Annotated in this window: 13 protein-coding genes and 6 tRNA genes; 10 read left to right on the top strand and 9 right to left on the bottom strand. The window is 37.7% G+C overall.

From position 1 onward, the window contains the following. The first annotated feature begins 320 nt into the window (after positions 1–320). Positions 321–1520 carry a tyrosine--tRNA ligase gene (tyrS, locus tag AAEY68_RS16635; RefSeq protein ID WP_007585427.1) on the top strand — a complete coding sequence of 400 codons (1200 nt, stop codon included), beginning with the start codon at positions 321–323 and terminating at the stop codon, positions 1518–1520. A 74-nt stretch (positions 1521–1594) separates the two neighbouring features. Here the strand turns inward: tyrS and AAEY68_RS16630 are convergent, their stop codons facing one another. The 4 genes from AAEY68_RS16630 to folE2 all read right to left on the bottom strand — a co-directional run bounded on the left by AAEY68_RS16630 (position 1595) and on the right by folE2 (position 5003). Beyond that, positions 1595–2539 carry a cobalamin biosynthesis protein CobD/CbiB gene (locus tag AAEY68_RS16630; RefSeq protein ID WP_024594516.1) on the bottom strand — a complete coding sequence of 315 codons (945 nt, stop codon included), beginning with the start codon at positions 2537–2539 and terminating at the stop codon, positions 1595–1597. Further along, complete coding sequence (gene mtnN / locus AAEY68_RS16625) at positions 2540–3247, bottom strand: 5'-methylthioadenosine/S-adenosylhomocysteine nucleosidase (protein ID WP_024594517.1); 708 nt, start codon at positions 3245–3247, stop codon at positions 2540–2542. Between the two features lie 122 nt (positions 3248–3369). Further along, a complete protein-coding gene (locus AAEY68_RS16620; RefSeq protein WP_007582968.1) occupies positions 3370–3966 on the bottom strand; it encodes a DUF2726 domain-containing protein in 597 nt (198 codons plus the stop codon). A 116-nt stretch (positions 3967–4082) separates the two neighbouring features. Further along, positions 4083–5003, bottom strand: coding sequence for a GTP cyclohydrolase FolE2 (gene folE2, locus AAEY68_RS16615; RefSeq protein ID WP_024589695.1), 921 nt, complete (start codon positions 5001–5003; stop codon positions 4083–4085). Positions 5004–5235: 232 nt separating this feature from the next. On the opposite strand from folE2, the gene arcB reads away from it, so the two are divergent. Further along, positions 5236–7554 (top strand): aerobic respiration two-component sensor histidine kinase ArcB, encoded by a 2319-nt coding sequence (gene arcB, locus AAEY68_RS16610; protein WP_350586454.1) that lies wholly within the window; start codon positions 5236–5238, stop codon positions 7552–7554. A 16-nt stretch (positions 7555–7570) separates the two neighbouring features. Here arcB and arcA read toward each other — a convergent pair whose 3' ends face one another. From arcA to trmB, 4 genes are all read right to left on the bottom strand, one after another. Continuing rightward, complete coding sequence (gene arcA / locus AAEY68_RS16605; protein WP_002962549.1) at positions 7571–8287, bottom strand: two-component system response regulator ArcA; 717 nt, start codon at positions 8285–8287, stop codon at positions 7571–7573. Positions 8288–8778: 491 nt separating this feature from the next. Next, complete coding sequence (locus AAEY68_RS16600; protein WP_350586452.1) at positions 8779–10383, bottom strand: sensor histidine kinase; 1605 nt, start codon at positions 10381–10383, stop codon at positions 8779–8781. Positions 10384–10534: 151 nt separating this feature from the next. After that, positions 10535–11560, bottom strand: coding sequence for a methyltransferase (locus AAEY68_RS16595; protein WP_165722087.1), 1026 nt, complete (start codon positions 11558–11560; stop codon positions 10535–10537). A gap of 66 nt (positions 11561–11626) precedes the next feature. Further along, the gene (gene trmB, locus AAEY68_RS16590) at positions 11627–12352 is read right to left on the bottom strand and encodes a tRNA (guanosine(46)-N7)-methyltransferase TrmB (RefSeq protein WP_007582957.1); all 726 of its coding nucleotides are present in this window, start codon (positions 12350–12352) and stop codon (positions 11627–11629) included. Between the two features lie 161 nt (positions 12353–12513). Here trmB and mutY point away from each other — a divergent pair, with 161 nt between their 5' ends. After that, positions 12514–13575 (top strand): A/G-specific adenine glycosylase, encoded by a 1062-nt coding sequence (gene mutY / locus AAEY68_RS16585; protein WP_024594521.1) that lies wholly within the window; start codon positions 12514–12516, stop codon positions 13573–13575. A 35-nt stretch (positions 13576–13610) separates the two neighbouring features. Further along, complete coding sequence (locus AAEY68_RS16580; protein WP_007582954.1) at positions 13611–13883, top strand: oxidative damage protection protein; 273 nt, start codon at positions 13611–13613, stop codon at positions 13881–13883. Between the two features lie 52 nt (positions 13884–13935). Here the strand turns inward: AAEY68_RS16580 and AAEY68_RS16575 are convergent, their stop codons facing one another. After that, complete coding sequence (locus AAEY68_RS16575) at positions 13936–16713, bottom strand: ATP-binding protein (protein ID WP_007582951.1); 2778 nt, start codon at positions 16711–16713, stop codon at positions 13936–13938. A gap of 341 nt (positions 16714–17054) precedes the next feature. Here AAEY68_RS16575 and AAEY68_RS16570 point away from each other — a divergent pair. The 6 genes from AAEY68_RS16570 (at position 17055) to AAEY68_RS16545 (ending at position 17911) form a co-directional block, all read left to right on the top strand. Next, a tRNA-Phe gene (locus AAEY68_RS16570) sits at positions 17055–17130 on the top strand. Positions 17131–17189: 59 nt separating this feature from the next. Continuing rightward, positions 17190–17265, top strand: a tRNA-Thr gene (locus AAEY68_RS16565). A gap of 55 nt (positions 17266–17320) precedes the next feature. Continuing rightward, positions 17321–17396: transfer RNA gene (locus tag AAEY68_RS16560), tRNA-Phe, on the top strand. 57 nt (positions 17397–17453) lie between these two features. After that, positions 17454–17529, top strand: a tRNA-Thr gene (locus AAEY68_RS16555). 131 nt (positions 17530–17660) lie between these two features. Continuing rightward, positions 17661–17736: transfer RNA gene (locus AAEY68_RS16550), tRNA-Phe, on the top strand. 102 nt (positions 17737–17838) lie between these two features. After that, positions 17839–17911, top strand: a tRNA-Thr gene (locus tag AAEY68_RS16545). Positions 17912–17913: the final 2 nt, after the last annotated feature.

The raw sequence follows: 17913 nt of genomic DNA, 5'->3' as shown, positions 1-17913 counted from the left end.
CGTGCCTTTTTCTGCTGTCAAGATAATAAATACATAATATTGCAGGATATACTTAATAATGTACGAATACTAGTGCTTTGTAGATTTAAACTAACCTTAAACTACGCTAAAATCAGGGTTAAGAAGCCTTTTTTAACGTCCTATCTAACTAAGACTCAATTCATTTTGTTTAGTTGCATTAATAACTTAAAAAGTTATTTTAATTAGGTAGAAATTTGTTATGTTAGCTACATATATATATTCGGTTTAAACCTATATTAAACCGTGATTACAAGTAACTAGTCCGCCCCTTCGTAGGCAGAATTTTGGAGTAACACAAAGTGGATTTACAAACCGCTCTAGCAGAGATAAAACGCGGTGCAGAAGAAATATTAATTGAAGACGAACTAGTTGAAAAACTAAAGTCGGGCAAAAAGCTAAAAATAAAAGCTGGCTTTGATCCTACAGCCCCTGATTTACATTTAGGGCACACTGTACTCATTAATAAAATGAAAACCTTTCAGGATTTAGGTCATGAGGTTATTTTCTTAATTGGTGACTTTACTGGCATGATTGGTGACCCAACAGGTAAAAACGTAACGCGTAAACCACTTACTCGCGAAGACGTACTAGCCAATGCCGAAACATATAAAGAACAAGTATTCAAAATTCTAGATCCTGCTAAAACCACTGTTGCATTTAACTCTACTTGGATGGAAAAGTTAGGCGCTGCAGGCATGATTAAACTTGCTGCAAACCAAACTGTAGCGCGCATGCTTGAACGAGATGACTTTAAAAAGCGTTACGGCAGCGGTCAACCAATTGCAATTCACGAGTTTTTATATCCACTGGTACAAGGTTGGGATTCGGTTGCACTAGAGTCAGATGTTGAACTGGGCGGTACTGATCAGCGCTTTAACTTGTTAATGGGCCGTGAGCTACAAAAAGTTGAAGGTCAAAAGCCGCAAACAGTATTAATGATGCCATTACTTGAAGGTACTGACGGCGTTCAAAAAATGTCTAAGTCGCTTGGTAACTACATTGGTATTACTGATGCGCCAAACGATATGTTTGGTAAAATAATGTCAATTAGTGATGTGCTAATGTGGCGTTATTACGATTTATTAAGCGCGCTTTCTATTGAAGAAATTGCAGCTCAAAAAGAACGTGTTGAGCAAGGTACTAACCCGCGCGATATTAAAATAGAACTAGCTAAAGAGTTAATTGCTCGTTTTCATAGTGAAGCTGATGCACAAGGTGCACATGATGATTTTATTCAGCGTTTTCAGAAAAAAGCGTTACCAGATGAAATCCCTGAGCTGACAATCACTATCGCAGAAGATACTATTTTAATTGCTAACTTGCTTAAAGAAGCAAATTTAGTAGTAAGTACATCAGAAGCAATGCGTATGATTAAGCAAGGTGCAGTTAAACTTAACGGTGAAGATAAAATCACTGACACCAAACTTGAAATAGCAAAAGGCACAACAGCTATTTACCAAGTAGGTAAACGTAAGTTTGCAAACATCACTGTAGCTTAAATACCGTTTGAAAACTAAAAAACCAGCCTAGGCTGGTTTTTTTGTGCTCGTATTTTGGGATCTGTAAATAGTCACTAAATCACTTTTAATATTTCGATACTTACAATTACTAACAACCAAAATACACGCGCCTGATTTAATCTATTAATTATTACAGGTACATCCTCGGGTGTAGGTAGTCTATCAGTACCTATACGCATTTTATTAAAGCGAGTACCCAAATAAACTGCAGGCCCGCCCAGCTGCACGCCAAGTGATGCAGAGCATGTGCTTAGTAGCCAACCTGTATTTGTTTGATAAAAATGTCTACCATAATGCTTTATGTAGTGCATGCTTTGTTTGCTCGCTCTACTTGCTGCAATAGTTAAAGCGAGTAAGCGCATTGGAATATACTCAATAATAAACAAGAGAGTTTTAAGCGGTTTTAAAAAGTAGCTATTTGGGGATATGTCACTACGCCAGGCTTGTTGTATTAAAGTAAGTAATCGATAGGCGAGGGCCGCAATAGGGCCAAAGGCTAAAAATATAAATATAACTACGAAATAGTATCGAGCAGTGCGCAGTATTAAGCTTTCAATTAATGCTTTGATAATACCAGGAGATGAAAGCCTATTAACTTCACGGGCAAGCAGTGGTTTTAGTAATTCGCGTGCTGTCGATTTTTGATTTTGTTTAGTTAGCTTTGCAATGCGAAGTGCTTTTTTATCAATACTCTTACTTTCTAAGCATAAGTATAAAATAAGGCCAGCGAGTAATTCAGGGTAAAAAGCAAACTCGAGTAGTAGCACTACAATAATGAGAATGACACTTAAAATGAGCGTGCTTGCGAGTATAGCTGCCAAATATTGATAGCTTTTAGGTTCTTTGCTTTTGTATATGCGCTTGCCAATAGCACTAAAAACAGCATTTAACGCTGTATTAGGATGATACCAGCTAATAAGGGGAATAAAGCGCTCAGCAAGGAGCGCTAGTATGAAGGCAATAAAGTCCAAGTGGTTTTGAACAATATTGCTAAGCATTTACAGAGACACTGCAGTTAGCTTTTCTAAAAGTGCGACAACCATTTTAGATGAGTTGATTGATGCAGTTTCTAGGTATTCTTCAAATGATTGTGGTGACTCTTTACCTGCAATATCAGACATTGAGCGAATTACAACAAACGGTGTGTTAAGCGTAAAACACGTTTGTGCAATCGAAGCGCCTTCCATTTCAACGGCAAGCATTGTAGGAAAATCACTGCGTGCTTTATCAATACGCACAGGGTCACACATAAATGTGTCACCAGTACAAATTAAGCCAACAAGTGTTTTAACATCACTGATTTGTTCGATTGTTTGTTGTGCTGCTTCAACTAATTTAGGGTGTGCTGTAAAACCTGCTGGCATTTGTGGTACTTGGCCAATTTCGTAGCCAAAAGCAGTAACATCTACATCGTGATGACGTACTTCTGACGAAATTACTACGTCGCCAACACTTAGAGAAGGATCGAATCCACCGGCAGAGCCTGTGTTAATTACGCAATCAGGTTTGAAGTTATCAATCAGTAAGGTAGTTGCAATTGTTGATGCTACTTTACCAATACCAGATTGAACAAGTGTTACTGTGTTACCAGCCAATTCACCAGTATAAAAAGTGAAACCTGCTTTAGTTAAAATATGTGGGTTTTGCATCGCTTCACGTAAAATTTTAACTTCTGGCTCCATTGCGCCAATAATACCAACATTCATAATGTTTAATTCCTGAGTTTGAATCACTTGATTATACGTGAAGTTAGCAATAAAAAACAAAAAAGCGAGCTTGTTTATGAGCTCGCTTTAAATACTTTTTAGGAGAGTATTTAATTTGGTTTTTAAATTTCAGCTAAAGCAGTTGTTTGTGCTTTGGCTTGAGAAGGTGAAAGTACCGCTGGCTTATGTGAGCGATTACGAACAGGGCGCTGCGTTTGTGTTGCTGCAGGCTTACCAAGTTTAAACATAATTGCATCGCGTACTTCAGAAGGACGGTAGCCCGATTTAACTTTCATACGAATATGTGGAATGCCCGCAGACTCTAGTGCACCGTTTACAAACCAGTCGCGTTGAGCTTTGTGGCCATCTTTATTGGCATTGTTAACTAGGTCAACGGCCGCAACAATAGTTAGTTTTTCTTTATCGATTAATACAAAGTCGAGTTGCTTATTTTTAGCTTTAGCTAAAGCAGCACGTTTAGATTTAATAGAAAGACCTTGCTTACAGTCAATAACGTCAATTAGCTTAACGCGACTAACAATTTTATATTGATCGCCTACAGCACGCTCGAGAAGATTTAGAAAAGCGCCTTCAACCTGCGTAAAAACAGTTTGCTTGCGGGTAAAAGGATACGGGTTTCCGCCATCGTCATTAAATTTTGACGCAACAACAGAAGCCCCGACAACTAATACTAGAATTAATAATAAAGCGAATTCCATACGGTAACTCCATAACAACAAATTGACACTGCTCAAATAAAGCAATTTACGTGCCTAAAAAGTATGAGTTATAAAATAATTACCAACTGTTTATAAAAGCTAAAACTATGTAGCTATTAAGCTTTGTATCCACCTTCAATACCTTTAACCGCAATAGCTACAGCATCGTGTGCATGGAGTGATTCATAATGGTTTATTTGCAGCCAGTAATCGCTGTAATTATCTGTTTCTAATAAAGCTTTAATTTTACGCGCTGCATCTTCACAAAACATAAGATTTTGACCATTTAAACGGGCAAATTCTTGCTCGTCTTCGCGTTTTACTGCCGCTTGTACAGGCGTTTTAAGTTCAGCTTCGAGGGTATTTATTAGAGTCACTACGTCAAATTCTTGAATATTGCTGTCAAGCTTTACTTTTACGTTGGCAATAGAGCGCTGCGAGTGAGGTGTAGCGACTATGCCTTGTGTAGTGCCTAGCCATTCGTGCACATCTTTTTGGCTTAAGGTTTCTTGGTTAAACTTTTCGTTAAACGCGTTTTGTATAAGCTGGCGCGCAAGTGCTGCAGAGCAAGGGCACGTTGAAGAATAGGTAACATCTACAGTTAGCTCGTAGCTAATAATGTTATTTTCAATTGTACTGGTAAGTACAACTGGGTAGCTTTTCCAGCCCGCTTTACCACTTAATAGTGATTTACGGCGTAGCGGTAATTCAAATTTAAATTCAATTTGTGCTTTATCGCTCAGCCCTTCGTGGCTAGTTATAAAAGTATCGAGTGCTTGCGCTATTGTTTGCGGATTGACTTGCTGCTCAGTTGAAAGCAGGTCAAGTGCTAAAAATAGACGTGACATATGAATGCCTTTGGCATCTTCTTTATGCAAATTTACAAATGCACGAGCTTTGGCATTTACTGTAACTGGAGATAAGTCTCGTGACTCAAAAATAAATGGCAGTTCGATTTCGCCCATGCCAACCCAGTCTAATTTACCTGTTTGTAAAGCGGGTGCAGTGTCTGCTATATCTGGCATATTGGTTTGCATGTGCGCTACTCGTATTTTGGAGATAATAAAGCGGGGCATTTTACACTAAATAATTTATTGCTGAAATGATGAGTTTAAGAGATGAGCAAAATCAAACATGAAAAATTCTGTTTTTATCGCACAACATGGGTAGTGGTAGGAGAAAAATGCTAAAATCTGGGAAAATGGTATGTTTATACATGCGCATTGCCTTCTTTATATTTAAGCACACAGCTAAGAGATAAAATTACGTATGACCGATTATTCTTTGAGCCCTTGGGCTCGGGTACTTTCCAGCTCAATAACGCGATTTGGTGAATTTAAAACCGCAGCTATTTGTTACACTTTATTTTTAACTGTATCTCTTATTTTATCGAGCATGTTTTATTATGTTGCGATAGGCGAATTACACCTTGTTGATATTTTGGCTGTGGTATTTTTTACGGCTGTAGTTTCTCCTTTAATTATAAGTGTATTACTTAATTCAATTCGTCAATTAGATGCCTCGTATGCTTATTTAGATAGCGCAACCAAGCAGGAAAAGCTCTTAAACCAAACCTTAAAAGACAACATTAGTCGTTTAAATATTGAAATTGATGAGCGTAAAATGGCATTTCATGCCAAGCATCGCGCTATTGAAGAGCTGCGCCGAGAAATTGCTGAGCGTAAAAAAACACAACAAGAACTTGCCCAGCAAAGTATGTTGCAACGCTCAATCGTTGATTCATCTCCCGATCTATTTTATTACCGCGATAACAACGGTGTATTTGCCGGCTGTAATAAAATGTTTGAAGAGGTAATGGGAAAATCAAGTAGTGAGTTAATAGGAAAAACGGTTGAGCAGATATTCCCGAGTCATTTTTTAGCTGAAGTTTTGGCAACCGATAAAGAAGTAGAGCAAAGCCATAAAGCACTAACTATAGATGTAGGCTATGAAGTAAATGGTGAAACACGTTGGTTTGAGCTGCGTAAATTACCTTTTATAAATGATGACGGTGACTACATTGGTTTACTGGGCTTTGGTCGTGATATCACTAGCCGTAAAGAAGCAGCACAGGCACTCGAAACTGCCTATAAAGACAAAGGTAAGTTTATTGCTACGCTGAGCCATGAATTACGTACTCCTTTAAATGGCATTGTTGGTTTAACGCGTATGTTATTAGACACAGAGCTTAACAAGCAGCAGCGTAGTTGGGGCAATACTATTTTTTCGAGTGCTGAAACACTCGGTAATATTTTTAACGATATTATAGATTTAGATAAAATAGATAGAGATCAGCTCGATATAGCAACCAATTCTATTAATGTGTCAGACTTTATAAACGATGTAGTTAATTTTGCAGGCTTAATAGCAGAGCAAAAAGAGCTTGAGTTTGATATTAAGCGCAATGGCATACTTGATGTTTACGCGCAGCTCGATCCGACTCGATTACGCCAAGTTGTTTGGAACTTAATTAACAACGCCGTTAAGTTTACTCAGCAAGGCAAAGTAACACTCGAATGCAGCAGAGAAAATCGCGTAGAAGGCCCATGGTTAGTTATTAAGGTACTAGATACCGGTCAAGGTATTCCACCAGAGCAACTTGCCCATATATTTGATATGTATTACAAAGCGCCGGATTTAAAAGGCACTAACGCGATAGGCTCCGGTATTGGTTTAGCTGTAACTAAGGCACTTGTAAGTGCAATGAAAGGGATAATTACGGTAAATAGTACTGAAGGCGAAGGGAGTTGTTTTACAGTGCAAATACCGCTTAGTTTATGTGTTGCACCAACAGAGCAAAGTTATGTTGGCCGTAGTTTGTATATTCTACTAGTAGAAGATGTGCCTCTTAACGCCGAAATTGCTACAAACCTATTAGAGCAACGCGGCCATGAAGTGTTATGGGCTGAAACCGGTGAAGATGCACTCTCGTTTGTCGAAACCGAAGATGACTTAGATTTAGTACTACTTGATATGCAATTGCCAGATATAAACGGTGATGTGGTTGCTAAACAAATACGCTCAGATAGCCACTTCGATAAATTATCTATTGTTGCTCTAACTGCCAATGTACGCAGTGCTGAAAAAGAGCTTGAAGGTATATCAATACAAGGTGCGTTGGCTAAACCAATTAACACAGTCAAGCTTGATAAAATGCTGGCTGACTTATTTGGCATTAAGCAAAGTGAGTGCACAGAGCCACAGCTAAAAGTAAGTGAAGAGGCGCTAGAGGGCATTGATGCACACTTATTAGATATTGAAACAATAGAAGACTTTGTAAATTCGATGGGCTTGGTTGTATTTAGACGCAGTAGTCAGTTATTCGAAAAGCTAAGTCCACAATATCAGCAAGAATTACTTACCTCATTAAATACCGGCGATAGAGAAGAGTATGAATCAGTAGCGCATAAACTTAAAGGTGCGGCTGGATCGGTAGGTTTAAATGATGTGCAGCTTCATGCCAAAATAATGGAGCATGGTGCGATTGATGAATCTGATGAAATGTTAAAGCAGTGGTTAGATGTTTTAGCAGATAAAATAAATGAAGGACAAAAAGCCCTTCATTTATTTTTACAGCAATTAGAGTAAAACTAATTAGCTCTAATTAAGCGTCAATTTTACCAATGAAACGGTAACCTTCACCATGGATGGTGCTGATTAACTCTGACGTTGAGTTATCACTTTCAAAATGCTTACGAATGCGACGAATAGTAACATCAACAGTACGGTCATTTGCGCGAAGCTCACGGCCTGTCATGTGCTTGATTAATTGCTCACGACTAAAAATACGACCTGGAGAATCAAGCATTAAACGAAGTGCTCTGTACTCACCTTTTGGTAAACGTTTAGCGTCGCCATTTGGAGAAGTAAGACAGCGGCTATTTTCATCAAGTTCCCAACCGTTAAACGTAATAACACCATTTGTTTCTAGTGCTGACTCTTCACCGCCTAAAGCAGTACGAGTAATAAGGTTGCGAGCTCTAATAGTTAATTCACGCGGGTTGAATGGCTTAGTAACGTAGTCATCTGCGCCAATTTCAAGACCTAAAATACGGTCAACATCGTTGTCACGACCCGTTAGGAATATAAGACCTACTTTACGCTTTTGGCGTAATTCACGGGCTAAAATAAGACCGTTTTTACCAGGAAGGTTGATATCCATAACTACAAGATTAACGTCATCGTTATTTGTAAGCTTGTCATGCATATCATCGCCATCAATGGCTTCAATAACTTTGTACCCTTCAGCTTCAAATAAACTAACTAGGTTCAGTCGAGTTACGTCTTCATCTTCTACGATTAGAATGACTGGCGTTTGCATTATTAATTAACCTTTTGGAATATTTTATTTATAAAAAAACCGGTGACGAATTTATAACCGATTACTAGAGATTATAGGATTATACCCATTTGTTAACAAGGAAAAAACAAATTGGATAAAAATAAAACAGTAGGGTGTCCAAAGTCTACTAAAAAGGGCAGTGCAAAAACTACTGTTTAATTGATATATACGTGGATGTAGCTATTTGAATCATAAAGTCGAAGCCATTTTCCTTTAATAATTGATACATCATTCAATCAAACAAGGTACTTAAAATAATCAGACTAATTCAAAGCAAAACTATATCACTTTCTAACCTTTCATCAATGTATGTGATACAGCAAAGATAAAAAAGTTCATAAATCGCTTGGTAATATTTATTTAATGCAATTAAATAATGTTACGCGCTTATCACATGCCTCATTAATGAGGTCATTAAATGCTAATTCAAGGATAAATTTTAAATATATGCACTTTTTAGTGATCTTTATTTAAGGAATAGTAATTATAAAGCGAGCACCGTGTTTTTCTTCAAGATCAAACATAACTCTTCCGCCAAGTGCTTGTGTTACTAGGTTGTAGACCAAGTGCATGCCTAAGCCGCTTGCGCCTTGTCCGCGCTTTGAAGTTACAAACGGGTCAAAAATTCTATTTTTAATGTTTTTATCAACGCCTTGACCATTGTCAGAATAAACTATTGTTAATTTTTTCCCTACCAGTTCTACGTCAAAGCGAATTTCATTATTTTCTTTACCTATAAATCCATGAATCACAGAGTTCATAAGCAACTGCTGAAACACTTGTTGCAGAGGTTCAGACTTACTATGAATAGCCAAGTCGGTCGGACAGTTAATAATAACGACAGGCTTTTTAGGCAGTAGTTCAGATTGAATCGATGTTAAAACATCACTTATTAATTTATGTACATTAATATGGGTATTAACACCGTCATCTTGAATAACGGCCACTTTTTTAAAGTTAGATATCAGGTCTGCGGCACGATTTAGATTACGATAAATTAAGTCTAAGTTTTCAATACCTTCATCTATAAAGCGTTTTAGATGGCTTGAGGTAAGTTTTTTATCGTCAAAGCTTTGCTGTATATCTGCCAGTTTATCTCGAAGTAATGTAGAGCCTGTAATACCTAGCCCTATTGGTGTATTCACTTCATGGGCAACTCCAGCAACCATTTGCCCAAGCGATGCCATTTTTTCGTTTTCAACAATTTGCGTTTGGTACTGATGCATTCGCTCAAGGGTTGATAAAAGCTCTTGATTTGCTTCTCTGAGAGCGATTGTTCGCTGGTTTACTTTTTCTTCAAGGCTCTGGTTTAGTTGTTTTATTTCTTGTTTATCTTTTTCGTGGCGCTCAAGTTGCTTTTTGGTGCGTGTAAGCATGATATTTAAACTATTTGAAAGAGCGGTTATTTCTTTTACATCGGTTATTGGCGCGCGTGCATCATAGTTATGATTTTTAGATACATCCTGCAATAGCATGCTTAACTGCTCTATTGGCTTGGCTATACGTCGTTGAACTTTTATAGCAATAAAGTAAACAACGATTAAAATTAATAGAGTTAATAGCACGTCTATTAATATTTTTCTCTCAATATAAGTCTCTAAACTTTCGAGGCTCCCTCGCATGTATACAAAACCGACCAACTTTTCGTTATCGTAAATAGGGCGGGTTAGTTCAATATGATCGCTCGTAATTCGTGGCATTTTTAGCTCATCAACACTGTCTATTCTTAGTGGTACTGGAGGTGTTTTTTTTGCATTAAAGCTAATAAAAAAAACAGGTTTTTGAGATGCTTTTTCTATTGAATAAATATGTATGTTTTTTACAAGGGGGATATTTTCAAATGACTTGAGGCGTTTTTCTTCTGTTTTTCTATCATCTTCAACTACTGATTTACCAGCATCAAAAGCTACAATTTCAGAAAGTATGACGAGTTTATTAATGATTAATTGCTTTTGCTCTTTTACGCTTAAATAAGTAGATATCGAAATAGATAGCGACAAGCAAATAGCTGTAATAAGCATAATTAAATTTATGAGTGCTTTGCGAATGCTACTTTGATGAACTTTTTTAGGCATTATTTCGTTATCGCCTGAATTAATTTTGATTATTTAGAATTTTAGTTTAGCAAAGACGGGAGAAAATGAAGGAAAAAAGCTAAATTAATTCTTATATTTATGCGAAGGTTAGCTTGAGCGCGTTTGCACTCAAGCATTTTTAAAAATAATACTAGCTGCTATATACGGCAAACTTGTTATTTTTAAATACCGTTTGGTAGCTTTCAAATTGCGTTTCTAAAATAGGCGGGTATTTTAAAAAGCTGTTAGCAACAATATTCAGCTTTCCTACTTTAGTTAAATGCTGTTTTGCATTTGCTAAAAATGTTTCTGCTACTGTGTAGTCGGTTGCAATACCTGTATGAAAAGGTGGATTGCTAATAATTAAATCAAACTTACCGGTAATGCTTTTAAGGCCGTCACTTAATATCGCTTCGCCTTTGATGCTGTTAAGCTTTAGGGTCTGCTGTGTTGCGTAAGTTGCCAGTGCACTTACATCACTACACACAAACTCAAGTGCTGGATTATGCAGCCCTAAAAAGGTTGCTATTAAACCTGCGCCACAACCAAAGTCGAGAACCCTACCTTGCTTAATTGTCGGTGCGTTTTCGAGTAGAACTTTCGTTCCCATATCTAAACTACCGTGATTAAACACCCCTGGGACACTAATAGCTGTAAACTCGGTGTCGGCAACATTAACAACAAACTTTTTATGGTAGGTCGTAATATCAAAGTCAGGATGCTGGGTAATCTCAGCAAATGAGTAAAGAACGCAGTGCTTAGCTGAATCAATTTTGTTACTAAACTCAGCTTTACCAGCTAATTGCTTTTCAATTGATTTAACACCACTTTTGTTTTCACCTACCACCAATAGTTCGGCATCGTCAGTAATAGCAGATCGAATATTATCAAGCGCCATTAATAACTCAGGTTTTGATTTAGGATAGTAAAGAATAACTAAATCGTAGCCGTTACCAGGTATTGTGTGATTTACACAAATCTCAACGTCTTTGGTGTTTTTAGCAAACTCACCGTTAGCATGGTTGTAGCTAAATGCAGTTACCTTGCTTTGCGGGTTAAGTTTTTTAAGCTCTGTTAAAAAGCCATCTTGAACAAAGTTGACCACCAAGATAGATTTGCCCGTTAGTGCCTCGCTATTACGAAGTAACAGTAAACTTGGGTTGGTTAGTACGCTCATAAATGGCTTTGCCTTACAGTATGTTTAGTTTTATCAAAAATAAAAGTGAGTGCTTAAAGTTACAAATTACTCAGTACGTTCAAACATTAAATCCCACACGCCATGACCTAGGCGATGTCCGCGCTGCTCAAACTTAGTAAGCGGGCGCAAATCTGGACGTGGAACATAATCGTTTGTTTCTGATTGGTTTTTAAAACCAGGAGCTACATTCATTACTTCGAGCATATGCTCTGCATAGTTTTCCCAATCTGTTGCCATATGAAAAACGCCACCCATTTTTAGTTGGGCTCTTAGTTTTTCAACAAACTCAGTTTGTACGATACGGCGTTTATGATGACGCTTTTTATGCCAAGGATCAGGGAAAAACAACTGTAGTGTTGTTAAGCTTTCATTAGGTATACAGTCTGCAAGTACTTCAACTGCATCGTGTTCAAAAATACGCAAGTTAGTAATGCCTGCTTCATCGGCATCCATTAAACAAGCACCAACGCCTGGGCGGTGTACTTCAATACCAATAAAGTTTAGGTGAGGGGCATTTGTTGCCATTTCGACAAGCGATTTACCCATACCAAAACCAATTTCTACTACTACATCGTTGTTGTTGCCAAAAACTTCGCTTAAATCAAGCATACCGTTTTTATGCTCTAGGCCCATTGTTGGCCAGCATTTTTCGATTGCAGCGGCTTGGCCTTTGGTTAATCGACCTTCGCGTTTTACAAAACTGCGAATGGTGCGGATGTATTTACCTTCTTGCTTAGCTTGCTCAAGGTTAGTGTTGCTTGATTCACTCATATTATTGGCCTGACAAAAACAATGTGTTTAAAAATGGTTGCATATTATCCCTGACCGAGCCCGCAATCACAAGTATTAGCTGGTTTTACACGCCCTATAGCTTGATCTTTTTATTAACTACAATAGACTGAGCCGCCATTGAGCATCAGTAAAAGTACAATATGTTGGATTTAAATAAAGAACAGTCTAATTCGTTTTCTAATCAAGTCGTTGATTGGTATCACCTTCATGGGCGTAAAACACTTCCATGGCAGTTGGGTAAAACACCTTATAAAGTGTGGGTGTCTGAGGTGATGCTCCAGCAAACTCAAGTTATTACTGTTATCCCATATTTTGAAAAATTTATGCAAAGCTTTCCAGATATTATTGCTTTAGCCGATGCTGATGAAGATTTAGTACTGCATCACTGGACCGGCTTAGGGTATTACGCTCGTGCGCGTAACTTACATAAAACAGCTAAAATAGTACGTGACAAGTACCAAGGCGAATTTCCGCAAACGCTTGATGAAGTAATGGATTTACCGGGAATAGGACGCTCTACTGCCGGGGCTGTTTTATCATTGTCGCTTGGGCAGCATCATCCAATTTTAGATGGGAATGTTAAGCGAGTCTTAGCGCGCTACTTTATGATAGAAGGTTGGTACGGTGTTAAAAAAGTCGAAAACCAGCTTTGGCATTTATCAGAGCAATTAACACCTAAAAATAATGTCACCGAATTTAATCAAGCTATGATGGATTTAGGTGCGAGTGTTTGCTCACGCAGTCGTTTTGATTGTGAGGCTTGCCCATTAAATTCAGGTTGTGGTGCTTTTAATGCAGGTAAAGTAAAAGAGTTTCCACATTCTAAACCTAAAAAAGCAGTGCCGAAGAAGAGTTGTCATCAGTTAATTATTCAGTGCGGCGATAAAGTGCTTATGGAAAAACGCCCTAACAGCGGTATTTGGGGAGGACTATTTGGCTTTTTTGAATTTAATGAGTACGAGGAGCTTCAAATATTTTTAGCTCAGCAAGGATTAGAAGCCAACTTAGTAGAGCTTGAAGCGTTTATTCATGTGTTTTCACATTTTGAGCTGAAGATTAATCCGCATGTGCTCAATGTTAAGAACATTCCTGATGTAGTAAATGACAAACAATTAGTATGGTATCCGCTTGATCAATCAATAGAGGTTGGCCTAGCAGCGCCAACTAAAAAGTTGGTTAAACAAATTACAGCAATAGTATAGAATAGCCCCATATTTAGCGTTAGAGAGAATCAATCATGGCACGTACAGTATTTTGTCAAAAGTTACAAAAAGAAGCCGAAGGGCTTGGCTTTCAGTTATACCCTGGTGAAGTTGGTGAAAAGATTTTTAATAACATCTCTAAAGAAGCGTGGGGTCAGTGGCAGCATAAGCAAACAATGCTTATTAACGAAAAGCATTTAAATATGATGGACCCAGAGCACCGCACATTTTTAGAAGAGCAAATGGTTGGCTTTTTGTTTGAAAACAAAGATGTGGAAATTGAAGGTTATCGACCGCCTGAAAAATAATATTTTGAACATAAAAAAAGGGCTAAATAGCCCTTTTTTTGTGTGCGATTATTTAATCACTTAACTCATCTTCTTGCTCAGAGATTTTAATTTGTTCTTTTAAAAATTGAGCTGCCTTAGAGTATTCAATTTCTAACTTATCTCTTAAGTCTATTAATTCATCGGTAGTGAGTTCACCTTTTTTACATTTATCTTCAAATGCACTTGAAAGTTCAGCCACCGTTAGGGCACCAATTGTTTTAGAGATCGATTTTAATTGATGACACCCTTCAATAATCTCATCTAAATCGTTAACCATAACGCCTGAATTAATCCCCTTAATTAGCCCTTGGCTTTGTTCTAAATACATTTTGAAAAAGCGTAACTGTTTAGCTTCGTCACCATTTACATATTTAGCAACCGCTTCCATATCAATAGGTAGCGCCATGGTTTGATGGATAACTACATTTGGGTTTTGGCTTTGCTTATCGCTCCAGCGTTTTAAGGTGTCCTCTAACGCGTTTAGCTCTATAGGTTTGGTAATGAAGTCGTTTATACCTACGGCTAAACAACGCTCTTTTTCGCCTTTAAGTGCGTTTGCTGTTACAGCAATAATGTAAGGCTGTGCATCAATTGATTCTAATAGCTCTGCTTCGTTACGGATTTTTTCGACCATATCGTAACCCGACATTTTAGGCATGTGTAAGTCGGTTAAAATAAGTGAGTAATCACCTTTTCTCCACATATCTAAGCCTTCTTCACCGTTGTTTGCTATCTCAACGCCAAAACCTAGTATGTGTAATTGATCGGTCAGCACTTGTTGGTTTAGAAGGTTATCTTCAACAAGTAAAACCAATTTGTTTGATTTACGAGCTTGCTCAACATTTAAATAGTTATTAAGTGTTTTGGTTTTTTTAATTTGTTTAGGTGTATGCAAACCTGCAGCGACTAAAATAGACAGCATAAAGTTAGACTTACATAAAGGAGAGGCATTAATATAAAAAATATTATTATGATTTATAGCCGCTTCATCAAGCTTGCTTAGTACAACAACTTGTTGGTTATAATCCTCTAATGAATAAAATAAGCGTCTTAGCAGCGCGTTTGTTTTATCCATATTGTCTATGCCATCAGCCACCCAAATAATATCTTGCGAATGTTGATGCTCTTCAATTTCTTCTTCTGTGTGTGCATAAACTATTTTAGCGCCCATAAACGATAAATAACGGTACATTGTTTTTTCACGTTCTAGGTGATTACTAACTACAACAATTTGCTTACCATTTAATGCACCTTTGTGTGCGTACTTAATTCTACCCGATGTGCTAAACGGCAGTTCAACAGTAAACTCACTACCAATTCCTGTATGGCTAGTTACATGAATAGTCCCTAGCATAAGCTCAGTTAAGCTTTTACAAATAGAAAGACCTAAACCTGTCCCTCCATATTCTCGGGTAATCGAATTTTCGGCTTGAATAAACGGATTAAATATTTCGCGTAGTTGTGCCTGCGACATGCCTTTACCGTTATCAGTTACGCAAAAGCGTAAGGTAAAGTGATCAGTCGTATTATGTACCACCTCTACTGATATTTTTACATGCCCTTGGGTTTTTTCATCAGTGCTCGTAAATTTAATTGCGTTGCTACATAGGTTATAAAGAACCTGACGTACACGTACGCTATCACCGGTAAGATTTATAGGAATATCTGGTGCTATTGCTAGCTCTAAATCAAGCTCACGTTTTTTAGCAACTGATGAGAGCACACGAGCAACTTCTTCAATAGTATCGGTTACCGAAAATGGGATCGGGTCAATATTTAGCTTTCCAGCCTCAATTTTAGAAAAATCTAAAATATCATCCAAAATGCTCAATAACGAAAATGCTGATTCACGAATAATCGTACTTAAACGATGCTGAGCGCCATCAAGTTCGGTCTGGCGCAGTAAATCAATAGTACCTATAACACCATTCATCGGTGTTCTTATTTCGTGACTCATCGTTGCTAAGAATGTTGTTTTAGTTTCGCTTGCTCGCTCTGCTTTTAATGTGGCTTGCTCAAGCGCTAAGGTACGATTTTGCACTTCGGCTTCTAGGCCATTTTGTAATTTATAAAGCTCTTTTTGTGCAGAGTCATTCTCGCTCATTGCAGTTTGTACTTTTTGTAGCAATAAGTTGATGTTTTTTGCTACTACACCTAAACCAATATCAAGTTGCTCATCAACATTACTATTATAATTAGCATCTTCAGTGATTGCCTGTAACTCTTGAGTAAGAGTGTCAGTACTTTTACGTAAGCGCGTATTAATGTACATATTAAACATTAAAGTAAGTATAAATAATGCAGCAACACTCGCTATCGCGATGATGTAAGCGATAACTTGAGAGTCTTGAGCGCTTAAAGGCGTGGCTGGTATGTTTTGCTTAATAATAAGCTCGCCAATGGGTTGATCGTTTAACAATAGTAGGTGATGCAGAATACCTTCTTCTTTTAAGTGCTTTTCAGTTTTAACAGAAGCGATGGCTGGTTTACTGCTGCTATATACCAACTGAGTATCTGATGTAGCATTGAAGCGATATAGAGTATATTCAAAGTCACCGTCTAATAAGGAGGTTAAATCAAGTAACTGTTTTACTTTACCTTGACCATACATAGTTAATGCATCAACCATAGGTAAGTCTAATCTATCGGCAAGCGTTACAATATTAATAGATGATACTGGTTGGGCTGTCTTAACTTCAGTTTGTGTATAAAATGAGTGGGCAACAATAGCGAGCGCTGTTACAGCAATATTAATGATTAAAAAAAGTGGCAGTAAGCCTTTTACTGGCGATGAGAATTTACTCTGCATTGATTGTTTCCAATTGATGTGTTTTTACTACGATAAGTCCCTATCGTACGTATCTAAGCTAATCGTAACATTTACAAAAAATAATTCACTACGGTTTTAGTCTGATTTAGTTATATTTATTTATAGTTATAGCCCGATTTGTGGTAAAAATGAACGTTATTAATAAAAAATGTACTGAATTGTCTGAAAACCGTTCAAACAGTTATAAAGAAGAAAAAAAAAGTTGACTTGTAAGGGCAAAACTCGTTTAATACGCCGCACGCCCAGATAGCTCAGTCGCTAGAGATGAGTGGGAATTGCATTAAAAATCCCTTAAGATTTTTAATTAGCACTGTTTAAGTGCCTCGATAGCTCAGTTGGTAGAGCAGAGGATTGAAAATCCTCGTGTCCCTGGTTCGATTCCGGGTCGAGGCACCATTTATTAAAGTAGTGGTGTTTAAACATTATTACGCGTGCCTTAGCACACAGTTTTGTGTGCCGACTTAGCTCAGCTGGTAGAGCAACTGACTTGTAATCAGTAGGTCAACCGTTCGACTCGGTTAGTCGGCACCATTTATAAAGCTAAAAGTTAAATAATTATTTTACTTTTAGTTAGCACAGTTTATGTGCCTCGATAGCTCAGTCGGTAGAGCAGAGGATTGAAAATCCTCGTGTCCGTGGTTCGATTCCGCGTCGAGGCACCATTTACTTTAAGTTCTCAATCTTTAAAATTGAACGTGCCTTAGCACACAGTTTTGTGTGCCGACTTAGCTCAGCTGGTAGAGCAACTGACTTGTAATCAGTAGGTCAACCGTTCGACTCGGTTAGTCGGCACCATTTATTTAAAGTAGTTTGAAAAGAAAAGCTGTAATCAGTAGTCTGTTCAAATTACCCGTCGACTCGGTTAGTCGGCACCATTTATTTAAAGTTAATTGTAAAGTATCACAATTAATTAGCACAGTTTATGTGCCTCGATAGCTCAGTCGGTAGAGCAGAGGATTGAAAATCCTCGTGTCCGTGGTTCGATTCCGCGTCGAGGCACCATTTATTGAGAAGCCTTGCTTATGCAAGGTTTTTTTATTTTAAGTGCTTTATAAAAGTTATCAATCTTTAAAATTGAACGTGCCTTAGCACACAGTTTTGTGTGCCGACTTAGCTCAGCTGGTAGAGCAACTGACTTGTAATCAGTAGGTCAACCGTTCGACTCGGTTAGTCGGCACC

Origin of the sequence: Pseudoalteromonas sp. RB2-MNA-CIBAN-0110 (genome assembly GCF_040309305.1) — a bacterium.
In the GTDB taxonomy this organism is placed as follows: Bacteria; Pseudomonadota; Gammaproteobacteria; order Enterobacterales; family Alteromonadaceae; genus Pseudoalteromonas; species Pseudoalteromonas arctica.
Note: the sequence above shows the minus strand (reverse complement) of the source record. Positions and strands in the feature narration are given on the sequence as shown.

Excerpts from the sequence above, each read along its gene's own strand:
- AAEY68_RS16630 (WP_024594516.1), bottom strand. The coding sequence starts at position 2,539 with ATGCTTAGCAATATTGTTCAAAACCACTTGGACTTTATTGCCTTCATA.
- mtnN (WP_024594517.1), bottom strand. The coding sequence starts at position 3,247 with ATGAATGTTGGTATTATTGGCGCAATGGAGCCAGAAGTTAAAATTTTA.
- AAEY68_RS16620 (WP_007582968.1), bottom strand. The coding sequence starts at position 3,966 with ATGGAATTCGCTTTATTATTAATTCTAGTATTAGTTGTCGGGGCTTCT.
- folE2 (WP_024589695.1), bottom strand. The coding sequence starts at position 5,003 with ATGCAAACCAATATGCCAGATATAGCAGACACTGCACCCGCTTTACAA.
- arcB (WP_350586454.1), top strand. The coding sequence starts at position 5,236 with ATGACCGATTATTCTTTGAGCCCTTGGGCTCGGGTACTTTCCAGCTCA.
- arcA (WP_002962549.1), bottom strand. The coding sequence starts at position 8,287 with ATGCAAACGCCAGTCATTCTAATCGTAGAAGATGAAGACGTAACTCGA.
- AAEY68_RS16600 (WP_350586452.1), bottom strand. The coding sequence starts at position 10,383 with ATGCCTAAAAAAGTTCATCAAAGTAGCATTCGCAAAGCACTCATAAAT.
- AAEY68_RS16595 (WP_165722087.1), bottom strand. The coding sequence starts at position 11,560 with ATGAGCGTACTAACCAACCCAAGTTTACTGTTACTTCGTAATAGCGAG.
- trmB (WP_007582957.1), bottom strand. The coding sequence starts at position 12,352 with ATGAGTGAATCAAGCAACACTAACCTTGAGCAAGCTAAGCAAGAAGGT.
- mutY (WP_024594521.1), top strand. The coding sequence starts at position 12,514 with ATGTTGGATTTAAATAAAGAACAGTCTAATTCGTTTTCTAATCAAGTC.
- AAEY68_RS16580 (WP_007582954.1), top strand. The coding sequence starts at position 13,611 with ATGGCACGTACAGTATTTTGTCAAAAGTTACAAAAAGAAGCCGAAGGG.
- AAEY68_RS16575 (WP_007582951.1), bottom strand. The coding sequence starts at position 16,713 with ATGCAGAGTAAATTCTCATCGCCAGTAAAAGGCTTACTGCCACTTTTT.